At 61.4% G+C, this 13,402-nt stretch carries 9 protein-coding genes; 6 read left to right on the top strand and 3 right to left on the bottom strand.

What is annotated here, in order from left to right; all coding sequences use genetic code 11:
• Positions 1–13 precede the first annotated feature (13 nt).
• A complete protein-coding gene (locus tag ACLLJI_RS14380; protein ID WP_434613478.1) occupies positions 14–1,504 on the bottom strand; it encodes a GH25 family lysozyme in 1,491 nt (496 codons plus the stop codon).
• A 559-nt stretch (positions 1,505–2,063) separates the two neighbouring features.
• Between ACLLJI_RS14380 and rfbB the strand changes: the two genes are divergently transcribed.
• Positions 2,064–3,062, top strand: coding sequence for a dTDP-glucose 4,6-dehydratase (rfbB, locus tag ACLLJI_RS14375; RefSeq protein ID WP_434613475.1), 999 nt, complete (start codon positions 2,064–2,066; stop codon positions 3,060–3,062).
• Positions 3,063–3,064: 2 nt separating this feature from the next.
• Positions 3,065–4,474 carry a sugar nucleotide-binding protein gene (locus ACLLJI_RS14370; RefSeq protein ID WP_434613472.1) on the top strand — a complete coding sequence of 470 codons (1,410 nt, stop codon included), beginning with the start codon at positions 3,065–3,067 and terminating at the stop codon, positions 4,472–4,474.
• Positions 4,475–4,506: 32 nt separating this feature from the next.
• Here ACLLJI_RS14370 and ACLLJI_RS14365 read toward each other — a convergent pair whose 3' ends face one another.
• Both ACLLJI_RS14365 and ACLLJI_RS14360 read right to left on the bottom strand, forming a co-directional pair.
• Positions 4,507–6,144: a DUF2142 domain-containing protein gene (locus tag ACLLJI_RS14365; protein WP_434613469.1), complete on the bottom strand. Its 1,638-nt coding sequence runs from the start codon at positions 6,142–6,144 to the stop codon at positions 4,507–4,509.
• A gap of 63 nt (positions 6,145–6,207) precedes the next feature.
• Positions 6,208–7,221 carry a substrate-binding domain-containing protein gene (locus ACLLJI_RS14360; RefSeq protein WP_283560340.1) on the bottom strand — a complete coding sequence of 338 codons (1,014 nt, stop codon included), beginning with the start codon at positions 7,219–7,221 and terminating at the stop codon, positions 6,208–6,210.
• 356 nt (positions 7,222–7,577) lie between these two features.
• Between ACLLJI_RS14360 and ACLLJI_RS14355 the strand changes: the two genes are divergently transcribed.
• From ACLLJI_RS14355 to ACLLJI_RS14340, 4 genes are all read left to right on the top strand, one after another.
• On the top strand, positions 7,578–10,265 hold the full coding sequence (locus tag ACLLJI_RS14355; RefSeq protein WP_434613466.1) for a M12 family metallo-peptidase: 2,688 nt from the start codon (positions 7,578–7,580) through the stop codon (positions 10,263–10,265).
• Positions 10,266–10,431: 166 nt separating this feature from the next.
• Positions 10,432–11,697, top strand: a complete 1,266-nt coding sequence (locus ACLLJI_RS14350; RefSeq protein WP_434613463.1) for a CpaF family protein — start codon at positions 10,432–10,434, stop codon at positions 11,695–11,697.
• A gap of 210 nt (positions 11,698–11,907) precedes the next feature.
• Positions 11,908–12,204: a hypothetical protein gene (locus ACLLJI_RS14345; RefSeq protein ID WP_434613460.1), complete on the top strand. Its 297-nt coding sequence runs from the start codon at positions 11,908–11,910 to the stop codon at positions 12,202–12,204.
• Between the two features lie 437 nt (positions 12,205–12,641).
• Positions 12,642–13,319 carry a hypothetical protein gene (locus tag ACLLJI_RS14340; RefSeq protein ID WP_434613457.1) on the top strand — a complete coding sequence of 226 codons (678 nt, stop codon included), beginning with the start codon at positions 12,642–12,644 and terminating at the stop codon, positions 13,317–13,319.
• Positions 13,320–13,402: the final 83 nt, after the last annotated feature.

Below are 13,402 nucleotides of genomic sequence, written 5' to 3'. Positions count from 1 at the left end.
TGCCCGGACCGGTCTACTGCCGGACCGAATCCACCGCGAGGGTCCCGAGGTTATTCGTCAGCTGCCAGCCATTGCCGCGGACGATCCCCACAGTCGACTTACCGTTACCGTCCCAGTCGCCGACCGTGGGCCGGTCCGTCGAAACTCCATAGGGAAAGACGTATTTCACCACAGGACTTTGCGCGTTGTCGGATAGCCAAAATATGCCGGACCGCCAGACCCCGAAAGTATCCTTGCCATCTCCATTCCAGTCACCAATGAGGGGGGTGTCGGAGGGGATGCCGTAATTGGATACAATGTCGACGCCCGGTCTCCCGCTCTGTGAATTGGTCAGCTGCCAGCTGCCGCTGCGGAAGATGCCGATAGTTGTCTTACCGTCGCCGTTCCAGTCTCCGACAATCGGACTGTCCGACCCCACACCATAGTTCTGGACAATGTCCACGGTCAGACTGTTGACGCTGTTGGTCAGCTGCCACGAACCGTTACGCACTATACCGATGGAATCCGTGCCGTCACCGTCCCAGTCGCCAACCACGGGTTTGTCACCGGGACTGCCGAAGTAGAAGCACTTGCGCTCCGCAGCCGGCATCTGCAGGCACCAGAAGGAATCCTTGTACCAGCCGATATAGGACTTGCCGTCACCGGCCCACTTTCCGGAGATCAGGGTGGCGCCCGGGATCAACCCGACAGCCCCGACAGGGCCGACCGAAGTGTTGTTCGGAGCTCCGGCGAGTTTCCGCAGCTGATCCATGGTGCCATTGAAGACATTCTGATCCCCGGGGAACGTTGCTGTCCGTGTTTGACCAGCGTCGGCATACCCGTCGGCGTACTGCCAGATGGTGTGCTGCGGCCAGCCCCCCGGCATCCAGGGGCTGGACGCATAATAGGCGGCGATCCACAGCGGGTTCGTTTGCGCGAACCGGGTGGTCCCGCCCAGGCAGTCCTGCCAGAAATAGTAGCCCGTGTAGATAACGGCGGCCTTGTTCGTGTTCCGGGAAATGGTCGTGACAAAGTCGTTGACCCAAGAGGCCATTTGTGCCGGGCTGAGGCCATAGCACTTCCCGGTGCCGTCGTCATAGGGATTGTCCTCGATATCCAGCGCAGGCGGCATCGTTTTGCCGTCGGCGCTCCAGCCGCCGCCGCTGGACAGCATGACCTGTGCCTGGGATGCGCCGCTGGACAGATTCGGCCGGGCAAAGTGATAACTTCCGCGGATCAGCCCGGCGTTGGCAGCGCCCTTGTATTGCTGGCCAAAGTAATCATTGAGCGCCCACGGACCTTCCGACGACTTTATGTAGGCGAAACGCGCTCCGCGGTTCCGGACCGAATTCCAATCGACATTCTGCTGCCAGCCGCTGACATCCAGCCCCAACGGATTTCCTTGGGTCCCGTTCGGCTGCTCGGCGACGGAGGGCTCGCTGCCTGAAGCGGCGATCCCCTGCGGCGCGGCAAGCCTGGCCGCGCTGCCCGCCTCCGGGACCCCGCCGGCACCGGCCCCTCCCATGACGGCGCCGCCTCCTATGGGTCGCTGGTGTGGATCGGCCGACGCAGCCCCCGGGGAAGCCGCTGGCGCAGACGGGCCGCCCGCCGGAGTCGCTGCCTTCGGCGTAGGAGTCGACGGCGCAGGTTTCGACGGCGAAGCCGGCGGCGGCGCCGGGGAAGGCGACGGTGTCCCGGCCGGTGGGGCGGACGTCGCAGCGGTGCCCGGACGTGGCGGAGGCGGCGGGGTCGGCGCGGCGGACGCCGTTTGCCCTCCGACGAACAGCGTGAGTGCCACACTGGCCGCAATCAGGCAGGGGGCAGCCTTGAATGTTTGCACGAATAACCTCGGATTTCATGGAAGTCACCGACCGCGAGACCACGCTCCGATGTTCATATGTACCATAAACCGGAGGTGGCTGAAGTTGCTAATGGGGCAGCAGCAAGGCCAAAGACGAGTGCGGGCTGCTGCCGCGTCCGACACCGGCCGGAGGTTCACCTGCGGGAATTTGCCGGGCTTCCGGGGCTACCGCGTCAGTGCCCCGGCTGCGCACCGGCACGCGCGAACGGGTACCTTGATAGGCATGCAGAAAATTCTTGTCACCGGCGGCGCCGGCTTCATCGGATCGAATTTCGTTCACTATGTCCTCGACAATACGGACCATCATGTCACCGTGCTGGACAAACTGACATATGCAGGAAACCTGGCATCCCTGGCCGGACTGCCCGCTGAACGCTTCAGTTTTGTCCAGGGGGACATCTGCGACGGCTCGCTGACGGACAGGCTCACGGCCGCTGCCGACGTCGTCGTGCACTACGCAGCCGAATCCCACAATGACAATTCCCTGCATGACCCCCGGCCGTTTCTGGATACAAATATCATCGGCACGTACACGCTGATCGAAGCGGCCCGCAAGCACAACAAACGGTTCCACCACATCTCCACGGACGAGGTCTACGGCGACCTGGAGCTTGAGGATCCGGAGCGTTTCACGGAAAGCACGCCGTACAACCCGTCCAGTCCGTACTCGTCCACGAAAGCCGGTTCGGATCTGCTGGTCCGCGCGTGGGTGCGCTCCTTCGGGCTGCAGGCCACGATCAGTAACTGTTCCAACAACTACGGCCCGTATCAGCATGTGGAGAAATTCATCCCGCGTCAGATCACCAACGTCATCGACGGAATCCGCCCCAAGCTCTACGGAGCCGGTGAGAACGTCAGGGATTGGATCCATGCCAACGACCACTCCGCCGCGGTCCTGACCATTCTGGACAAGGGAGTGACCGGCGAGACATACCTGATCGGAGCGGACGGCGAGAAAAACAATAAGGACGTGGTGGAGCAGATCCTCACCCACATGGGACTACCCGAGGACGCCTACGACCATGTGACAGACCGGCCCGGGCACGATCTGCGCTACGCCATCGACTCGTCCAAGCTCCGCAGTGAACTGGGCTGGGTCCCGAAATTCGCCAACTTCGACGCCGGCATCGAAGACACGATTGCCTGGTACCGGAAGCATGAGGAATGGTGGCGCCCGCAAAAGGCTGCGACCGAAGCCAAGTACCAGGTGCAGGGCCAGTAGCCATGACCATTGAATTTTCCAAAAAGCTCAGAGCCACCGAAACGGCGATTCCCGGCGTCGTGGTGTACGACCTGCCCGTGCACGGCGACAACCGGGGCTGGTTCAAGGAAAACTGGCAACGGGAGAAAATGCTGGCACTTGGCCTGCCGGACTTCACCCCGGTCCAGAACAACATTTCCTTCAACGAAAAGGCCGGCACCACACGCGGTATCCATGCGGAGCCGTGGGACAAATATGTCTCCGTGGCGACGGGTAGGATCTTCGGCGCCTGGGTGGACCTCCGCGAGGGCCCTTCCTTTGGCGCGGTCTTCAGCACGGAACTGGACGCCAGTCAGGCCATTTTCATTCCGCGTGGGGTGGGGAATGCTTTCCAGACGCTGGAGGACAACACCGCCTATTCCTATCTGGTCAACGATCATTGGAGCGCGGACGCGCAGGGGCAATACACTTTCCTGAACCTGGCTGACGAGACGGCTAATATTGCCTGGCCGATACCGCTGGGAAACGCCGAGCTTTCGGACAAGGACAAGTCACACCCCCGTCTGCCAGATGTAACGCCCATGCCCGGGAAAAAGACCTTGGTGCTGGGAGCGGACGGACAGCTGGGCAAGGCTCTGCGGAAGGCCTATGCCGGGGACGCCTCGGTGGAGTTCGCCGGCCGTGCGGACTTTGATCTCACCGTTGACGCGTCCTACACGGGCCGGAACTGGAAGAATTACACCAGCATCATCAACGCGGCAGCGTACACCGCCGTCGACACCGCCGAAACGCAGGAGGGCAGGGCGGCGGCGTGGGCACTCAACGTCACCGCTGTGACCCGGCTGGCGAGAGTCGCGACCGACTACGGGGTGACGTTGGTCCATGTTTCCAGTGATTACGTATTCGATGGCAATCAGGCGCTGCATTCCGAGACCGAACCGTTTACACCACTGGGGGTCTACGGACAGACCAAGGCCGCCGGCGACGCCGTCGTCGGTGTAGTTCCACGGCATTACCTCGTGCGCACCAGCTGGGTCATCGGGGAGGGCAATAACTTCGTCCGGACGATGGCAAACCTGGCCGGACGCGGCGTCAGGCCTTCTGTGGTCAACGACCAGATCGGCCGGCTGAGCTTCACAGAAGACATCGCCGCGGGAATCAGGCATCTGTTGGATTCAGGGGCCACGTACGGCACCTACAACCTCAGCAACGATGGCGCCCCCCAGTCGTGGGCGGACATCGCCGCCGACGTCTATGAGATCTCCGGAGCCGACAGGGACGCGGTCACTGGCGTTGACACCGGCAAGTACTTTGCCGGGAAGGAAGCCGCACCGCGGCCGCTCAACAGCGCGCTGGATCTTGGGAAAATCAAAGCTTCGGGATTCGCCCCGGCGGATGCCGGCCTGCGGTTGCGGGAGTACCTGGGCCGGTAGGCCCCGGACCCACCTGAGGAACGGGAGCGCGATCAGGCGGGCTCGCTCCGGGCGTCGGCGGCAGGGTTCACTCTTGGCCGGACGTCCGGGGCGGCTGCCTTGGCGCGGTGCCGCGGCCGGACAAACAACTCGAACCCTGGGAATAGATAGCTGTACAACGAACGGGCCGCCACTGTGAGGAGCGCTGCATAGAGGATGGTGAGCACCGGCCAACCGAGCGGGGGCTGCCATGAGGGATGACTGATCATTGTCTGCCAAGTGCTCAGATCCTGAATGCCCGCGACATACCGACGCAGCACGTAGGCGAACGAAGCCACATGAGCGACCAGGGCCGAAATTATGAACAGCCTGCCCAGCACTGGCGCCCGGGCAGATGTGGAAAACCGATGGCAGCGCAAAGCCATCCCGGCAGAGATCAGCGTGATGATCACCAGCGGCATCGAATAGCGTCCTTGCCAGATGAATCCGACACTGCCGACGAGTACGGCCTGTATCACAGCCGGCACCACAGCCAGCATTAGCAGGGTCGTTACGAAAACATAAGCCAGGCGTCTCGGCCGGGTGATCAGCGGGAGCAGGATCGCAAGAACAAATAGCATGCTCCAGAACGAGAGGACCATCTGGGGCACGGGCGTATCCAGCCAGCCCATGACGCCGATGTATTGCGTGATGAAGTCAAACGTCCTGTCCAGCATCGTGACAAAGGCCTGATAAGAGGCGACGTTGTGAGTGGCGTTCGCGATGCCTTCCGGAGCCACACCGCTGGATGCCGGCGTGGATAGGGTCAGGACCATCCATGCCAGCCCCAGAACAACTCCAACGGCGGCGATACCGATGGTCACGAGTGTTAACCTATTGCGGAACAGGGACGCCACATCGCGCCAGCGGTAAAAGAGGAAGGCGACGACGACGGCACAGAGGAGCCATGCCAAGGAAACCGACCGCGTGTTCGCCAGGACAGCTATGGACGCTCCAACGGTCAGAATCGCAGGGCTGACCCGGGCGAGCCCACGGGAATTATCGAGCACAACCAGTAGCCCGCAAAAGAGGGCGACCGTGGTCCCTATTTCAATGGAATTTGGATTGATCCCGGAGCCCAGGAACAGCGTCATAGGGGTTATGGCGACGGCTGCGGCGATCACGGGCCACCCGGGTCGTCGGAGCTGCAGAAGTGCCGTAAACCCGGCGGCGAAGAAGACGGCCGACAGCAGGGCACTGACAATGCGCATGGCATAGATAGCCGGGGCGCCGGTCATCACCAGGCTTGGCAGGCCCACGATCCAGTAATACATGGGGTTGTAGGTTCCGGCCGATGTTACCGCGATGGCGTCATAGGTGTCGTTGCCCGGTACCGGCGGTGCGCAATCGGCCGGCACTGCGCGCTGAAAAGCGAAGCACGTCTGAGCCGGCAGGTTCGCGATGTATGCCGGAACGATGACGTGGACACCGTGACCGAACGACTGGCCCGGCGGAACCGTCACCTCACCCCTGACAACCGCCGCAGCCTTGATCGTGTGGGCTGGTTCGTCCGGGTAGCCCATCAGCGGCGTTGCCACGGCCCACAGGCTGAACGCGAGCGAAAAAAATATGAACAACCCAAGGAAGACTGCCGCGGGTGACCTCCGGGTTTTATTCGCAGTCCCGGCCTGCTTTCCGATGGCGGTCGACATGGATCTCCGATGCTGGTGTTCAATGTAAAGGCCGTGTCGGGCGGATGAGGCTGTGTTCACCGGCTAGCGGCCCCCGACGGTGATCGCATCGACGAGGCGCAGGGATGATGCAACCGCCGCCGGGCCGGGGGAAGTTGCGGCTGCCGAATTTGCCGCCGCCCGCTGTCCTGAATCACTCAACACGTACTTCGCCCATGATTGCACGAGCGTTGCCAGGGCCTCGGGCTGATATTGGTGGCAGAAGACCTGATAATTTATGGCACCGAGCGCGTACGCCTGATCGGTGTCACCCAAGGAGATCGACACGCCGCCAGCGGTCGCGCTCAGCTGGCCGGCTGCTACCGACGCATCGAGGGCGTCGTCTGTCATCTTTCCGTATGACGAGCCAAACTTCAGTTGCGCCGTACTGAAACGGGTGCCGATGGATGCTCTGTCTGTGAAGCCAATGGATCCGGCCGTATCGTCGAGGGCCTGCGGCAGGTCAGAAAGCTTGTCTACCCGACGGCCGGCAGTATCATCGGGGAGGGTGTCACCGGGAGAGCGGGACAAGTCGCCCGCATCGTTCTTGTTCAGATAAGCAGTAAAGGCCGCTGTCAGTGCGGACGGCTCGTCGGCATGAATGGGAACGATTTTGCGGTCCGGAATTGAGATGTGCGGATTCTGCGCCACAATCCGGGCATCCCGCCAATTCGTAATGTCTCCGCTGAAAATCCCGGCCAGGGACTCCGCGTCCAGGTGCAAGTCCTTCACGTTCCCGAGATTGTAGGCGACCGCGATGGGGATGATCGCCGTCGGGACGGCAAAGGCGCCCTGCGGTCCGCAAAACGCCTTAGAGTCCGAGATGTCCCCGGTGGTCAGGGGCGCATCCGTGACGGCAAAATATGCAGTGCCGGAGAATAGCGCCTTCTTCCCAACGTCAGCGCCGTCGGGGGAAAACGCAAGGGACACTCGTTTGTTTTCCTTGACCCAACCGTCCCGCCATCCATCCATCGCCCGTTGTCCGGTTCCAGCGCCGACAGCTGTGAGGGCGCCTCGCACTGACCCGGGCTCCGCCGTCGCCGAGCACGCCGTGAGCATAGCGATGCTGCAGGCAACAAGCAGCGCGTGCCATCGTCCCGTGGTGCGACGATTCAAAGTAGGATCCCTTCATTTCTCCCCATCGTGAACCCCACGAGGACGGGCCACTACAAACACACTATCCGGCGTGCGGCCTTTGACCGCACATGCCGGGCCGGAGGGTGATGATTCCGGCGCGAATTCTTATGGCGCAGGTCTCCTGTCAATGACAAGTACATTCTGCTCCTGCAGAGCATTGCTTCGTGACAGCACTTTGACCAATTTGACTGTACTATTCGATCGAGACTCTACCGGTTTCAGGTTTCAGGAACCCGTGCACCCATCCCAGCATCACGGGGGAGGTCCGACATGTCTCAATGCCCTGCCCTGCCCTTCAGAAAGAACAACAAATGCATGCGATCCGACAAGCCGGTGGGCTCCTTATTGCCCTGACCGTCTCGGCGACCCTCCTTCTGGCTCCCTCAGCCGCCTCTGCCGATGCGGCGACACCCCCCACTCCGGGGACCGTTCCCGTGGAAAAGGTGGAGGGAACCCCCAGATCAGAGCACACCTTCGAAACCCCGCCTTCCAAGGTCGCCAAGGGCATTCCGGGGTCCGAGAGCCCTGATGCCCTTCCGCTCGATGCTGTTCAGGGCGAATCCCAACTCTCCCGAACCGGTGACATCAAGGTCAAGCTCGTTACAGTCAAGCTCGCGGACCAAACATCGACGCAGGCAGCTTCGATCCCGGTTAACGCAGCAACCGACGCCGTCAACGCCGCCAGCGCATACTGGAAAACGATGTCCAACAATAGGCTGTCCATGTCCGTTGTGAACACAGTGACCGGCTTCTCTTCAGCAGCTACATCGGGCCAGTCGTACGGGCAGATCATGGACACTGTGACGCGGGAGCTCAATTGGGTTACGCAGTCCAATACCGCCTTAGTGGTCTTCATCCCGACGGCGAATCTTTCGGGAGGTGCATTGGGCGCCGGTTGGAGCGGGAGCGCGAGCAACCTGACAGGCCGGATTCTGATGCCGATGCCAGGTCAGTATTCCAATAACGTCATGGCTCACGAGTTCGGGCATGTCCTCGGGCTCATGCACGCGGACAGTCTGCAGTGCGGCAGCGGCGCTTCCGACGTCGCATCGAACGGCTCCGGCGGGTTTGCCGATACGAGCTGCAGCATCCGCGAATACGCTGACGCGATGGATCTGATGGGATTTGCCCAGCCGGATCTTCCCACCATCAGCTCCAGCCTCTGGGACTATGGCAGCTTTGGCCGGGGGAACGAGATTTTTGATGCCGGTGTGGCAGCCGGGACCAAGAGTTACACCCTGAAAGCCTGGGCCGGCACGGATGCAAACCGGGCGGTCAAATTCACCGATCCGAAGAGCGGTGAGGTCTATTACCTGGAACTTCGCCTCCCTGTCGGTTACGACACAAAGCTCGCGGTCAACGGCAACCGGGGCGTCAAAGTAGTACAGCGCGGCGGCGCCACCGTGGCCAGCTCGCTGATCCTCCCGCCGAATACGCGCCCGTTCGCGGGGTATTACAACCCGAACCTCACCTGGCAGGCCGGCAGCACCTTCACCACCCATGCTGGAACGAAGGTGTCCGTGGATTCAATTTCCAGCACGTCGGCGCAGGTCAGGATAATTGCCAGCCCGCCCATGCCACAAGGTGTAATTGACAGCGTCACTGTGGCCAAAACGGGTAGCAAGGTTTCGTTGAAGGTTCGCGGCTGGGCAATTGACATGGCTGACACGAAGGCCGCCATACCTGCCCACGTGTACGTTACAGCGCCCGATGGCACAAAAACCAGCTTCGCCACCGTCGCTGGCGTTGCCCGCCCGGATGTGGCTCAGGTCATGGGGTTCGGTGCCAATCACGGCTACGAAGCAACGACGGTAATTTCCCAGCCGGGCCAGTACGAGGTCTGCGTTTACGCGATCGGCAAGAATGCCAATCCTCAATTGGGGTGTAAGACATTGCTCGCTGATGGTTCGCCATCGCCGGTTGGGTATGTTGACTCAGCTGTCGTCGCCCGAACGGGGAGCGGCGCGTCGCTTGCGGTTAGTGGGTGGTCCTACGACGGCGGGACACCGTCGGCGTCGATCCCGGTCCATGTTTACGTGACGTCCCCTGACGGTGCGACAAAAAGCTACCCGTTTACGGCTAATCAGGCCTATCCGGGCGTGAACCAGATGTTCAGTGTTGCCGGCAACCACGGTTTTAAAGCCGTGGTTCCGATCTCGGCGGCCGGATCCTATCGTGTTTGCACCTATGGTCTGGCGGTCTCAGCGTTTTCCTACGGTAACAGTCTGCTTGATTGTCGGAATGTGCTCGCCGCTGGCGCGCCCGCACCTGTTGGTTATGTGGACTCGGCCATCGTAACGAAATCGGTCGGCGCGGCGTCGATTGCGGTTAGTGGTTGGTCCTATGACGGCGGGGCGCCGTCGTCGTCGATCCCGGTGCATGTTTACGTCACGTCCCCCGACGGTGCGACAAAAAGTTACCCCTTTACCGCGAATCAGGCATATCCGGGCGTTAATCAGGTGTTTGGTGTTGCCGGTAAGCACGGTTTCAAGGCCGTAGTCCCGGTCTCCGCGGCCGGCGACAATCGCGTATGTGTGTATGGCCTCGCTGTTGCACCGCTGTCGACGGGTAATAGCCTGCTGGACTGTAAAACCGTGAACACCGGAGTTGCCGCCCTGACGGTCGGATACCTCGATTCGGTGTCAGTTAGCCAAACGGCTAAGGGGGCGACGATTAGCGCAAACGGATGGACCGCGGATCGAGACATGCCTGCCGCGAGTATTGCGGTCCACACCTACCTCAGCTATCCGGATGGAACCCGGATCGGTTACCCATTTGTCGCCAACGGAAGCAGACCGGATGTGAACCAGATCATGGGAATGCCAGGGAACCACGGTTACAGCACCAGCGTGAACGTGACCAAGGAAGGTACATACAAAGTGTGTATCTACGGGATCGGCATTTCACCATTCAGCTTGGGAAACCCCGAAGTGGGGTGTAAATCCGTCACGTATAAACGGACGTAGGCTCTTCTTTGCCTTAGGGGCGCCCCGCAAACTCCGGAACCGCGGTAACCGGGCGTTTATCCACAAGGACGGCGGAACGCCTAGACCGGGCCCCTGATCTGCCCTAGGCTCACAGCCAGAGCCCCGAACAGGGGCCCGGTTCGTTGGAGGGAACGCCGGGTAAATCATGGATGCTGTCAGCGTGGTCGAGGACGAGGTGAGGGAACTGATCCGTCGCCGCGGGCTGGACCCGCTGCGGCAGGTGGCCGAGGTCCGTCGTCTCGTGGATGCGGCAGTCAATGACTATGACGAGCGTTCCCTGCTGGGTGCTGTCCCTCCGCTGGGGAAGACGGACTCCGCACGGCAGATAGTTTTTGATGCAGTAGCAGGATTCGGCGCCTTGCAGCCCTTTCTGGACGATGACTCGATCGAGGAAATCTGGATCAACGCGCCGACGGAAATCTACGTGGCCCGGAACGGCGAGTCCGAGTTAACCTCGCTGACCCTCACTGACCAGCAGATCCGGGACCTGGTGGAGCGGATGCTCAAAAGCTCCGGTCGGCGTCTGGATCTGAGCTCACCGTTCGTCGATGCCGCATTGCCGGACGGCTCCAGGCTACACGTGGTGATCCCTGATGTGACGAGGGTGCATTGGGCGGTGAATATCCGTAAGTTCATCGTCAAGGCCAGCAGGCTCGACCATTTGGTGCGGCTCGGTTCGCTGAGTCCGCAGGCGGCCCGGTTTTTGGGTGCTGCGGTGAGCAGCGGGTTGAACATTCTGGTGTCCGGTGCAACCCAGGCCGGTAAGACCACCATCCTCAATTGCCTGGGTGCCAGCATCGGATCGCGCGAACGAGTCGTGACCGTGGAGGAAGTCTTTGAACTTCAGCTTCCGCTGCGCGATGTGGTGGGTCTGCAATGCCGACAACCAAATCTGGAAGGGCTCGGTGAGATTCCGCTGCGGCGCCTCGTCAAGGAGGCGCTGCGGATGCGGCCCGACCGGCTCATCGTGGGTGAAGTTCGCGAAGCGGAGAGCCTGGACATGCTGATTGCTCTGAACAGCGGCCTGCCCGGCATTCTTCAGGGACAATACAAAATACATGTGTCCTATATGCACGAAGAGCCCCCGGCTAACGCCGAGGGCTCCTGCTTCCTGCTGGCAACGTGGTTGGTCGGAAGGTGGCGATCAGCCTCCTATCAGGCTGCCCTCCACCGCAGACGGCCATCTGAGCCCGGCGCGCAAACCATCGGCGTTCCCTTGCTCGTAACTCCAACACCTCCGCTGCAGAAAGCCCCCGGGTGCACGACGTTCACCGGAGCCGGGGCAGGAGCCGGGGCAGGAGCCGGAGCCGGGGCCGCCTGCCGGGCGGCAGCTTGCTGGGCGGCAGCCTGCTCCGCAGCTGCCTGCTGGGCCGCTGCCTGTTGTGCTGCGGCTTGCTCAGCGGCTGCTTGATCTGCGGCTGCCTGCTGGGCCGCGGCCTGATCAGCCGCCGCCTTGTCTGCCGCGGCGTTCTGGGCTGCAACTTTGTCATCCGCCACCTTTTTGGAGGTTGCAGCATCCATCCAGACTAATTTGCCGTCAACGTTCGCAGCGCAAACCAAGTCGGAGCCCTCGACCGTTCGGGTGATGGCGGCGGAGTCACAAGAGGTGAGAAGAACGCTCTTGACGCTTACTGTGGGCGTTGGCGTCGCAGTAGGCATCGCAGTACGCGTCGGCGTTGGCGTCGCCGACGTGGTCGGCTTCTCGGTCGAACCCGCTGCGCTCGTTGCGGGCGTTGACGGCGACATCATGGACGAGAGGACGATGCCCAGCACAAAGACGGCGAAACTGACACCAATTGCCCCAGCGGCAATCTTGCGGTTCGCCAGACCGAGCCAGGATCGCCGGTTGAAGAGAAGGGAGTACAGGGCCGTAAGGATGGCCCCAACCGCGAATAGAATCAAGCCGACGCCGAAGTAACCCGTAACGCTGAACAGGAGGATGAGTAACAGCCAGACGGCTGATGTTATCCAAAACGAAACAGTTGGTCGCCATCGGTTCCTGCCGGGGGCAGGAACGTAACCATTACTCATAAAGATCCCCCAAGAAGTAAGTTGCCACGAGTGTGGCCTACTACAGGGTAGCAACCACTCTGAGAGCGCACTAGCCTTTCCCTACACTTGATGCTAAAGCGTGACTGGGACAAGTGAAACGGCTGTCATGGCAGCCGTTTCACACCATGCTTGGGGCAGGGGGCGCTCCGCTGGTGCTACGCGCCCATACCGGACCCAAAACACTGAAAGGGTAGCCACCCCGGAAGCGGTGGCGTATGAGGCAAATTCCGCCCCGTCACTGGACGGATTCAGGCTTCATGTAGGCTAGTACCACTGAAATTGTGGGACATGAAAGGAAGCTGTTTGAACCCGAATAAATCCTGCCTGGAGGCTGACTGCGAACGGCTCGCCATCAAGCGCGAGCGTTGCGAGACGCACTACAAGGCGTGGAACCGGAAGCAGCCGCGATGCCGTGTCGGAGGGTGCAACTCGATCCTTCTGGCAGCCGAGCGGAAAACAAGGGGCGACTACTGCCGCGCGCACGAACAACTGGCGCTCACCCTGCGTAGTCCTGCGATGCAGGCGAGAACACTCGCCAACTTCCGTCGTGCCATCGAGCCCGACTGGCTCTATGGGTGCTGGCTCTGGACGGAGACCCCCAACCAAGATGGCTACCCAATGGTGCACGCGGGTACTGTCTGGCTTGCACACCGTTTCGCGTACGTCTGGTTTTACGGCGGTCACGGACGCAGGCAGACCCTGGATCACCTTTGCAACCGAACACTGTGTGTTCGCCCTGACCACATGCAAGTTGTCTCCGCCACCACCAACAACCGTCGGAGGGACATCCGGACCTTTGCGCCCCCCTTCACCCCCTACTTTCTTGGCAGCGTACCAAGCAGCGCGAAGATGGATGCATGGGCGCTGGAAAACGGTTTGCCCTACGGGAACCCGCTTTGGTTGGACGCGTTCACCCAGACCATTCCGGAGTCCCCGGCTGGGGACTCCTCCCCTCGTTTGAGCAGCTATCCCACCATGTGAGAGAAAAGCTTTCAAACCCGTAACCGCAGGAAGGCGCTAAGACTACCGGGGCGGCGGCGAATCGGCAAAGGGTGTCCCGTTAC

Source organism: Arthrobacter sp. A5, from assembly GCF_051131705.1.
In the GTDB taxonomy this organism is placed as follows: domain Bacteria; phylum Actinomycetota; class Actinomycetes; order Actinomycetales; family Micrococcaceae; genus Arthrobacter_M.
The sequence above is the reverse complement of the archived record's forward strand: the minus strand, read 5'-3'. Positions and strand labels throughout refer to the sequence as shown.

Bases quoted from the DNA above. Each gene is read 5' to 3' on its own strand.
- ACLLJI_RS14380 (WP_434613478.1), bottom strand. From the start codon at position 1,504: ATGGGAGGGGCCGGTGCCGGCGGGGTCCCGGAGGCGGGCAGCGCGGCC.
- rfbB (WP_434613475.1), top strand. From the start codon at position 2,064: ATGCAGAAAATTCTTGTCACCGGCGGCGCCGGCTTCATCGGATCGAAT.
- ACLLJI_RS14370 (WP_434613472.1), top strand. From the start codon at position 3,065: ATGACCATTGAATTTTCCAAAAAGCTCAGAGCCACCGAAACGGCGATT.
- ACLLJI_RS14365 (WP_434613469.1), bottom strand. From the start codon at position 6,144: ATGTCGACCGCCATCGGAAAGCAGGCCGGGACTGCGAATAAAACCCGG.
- ACLLJI_RS14360 (WP_283560340.1), bottom strand. From the start codon at position 7,221: ATGCTCACGGCGTGCTCGGCGACGGCGGAGCCCGGGTCAGTGCGAGGC.
- ACLLJI_RS14355 (WP_434613466.1), top strand. From the start codon at position 7,578: ATGCCCTGCCCTGCCCTTCAGAAAGAACAACAAATGCATGCGATCCGA.
- ACLLJI_RS14350 (WP_434613463.1), top strand. From the start codon at position 10,432: ATGGATGCTGTCAGCGTGGTCGAGGACGAGGTGAGGGAACTGATCCGT.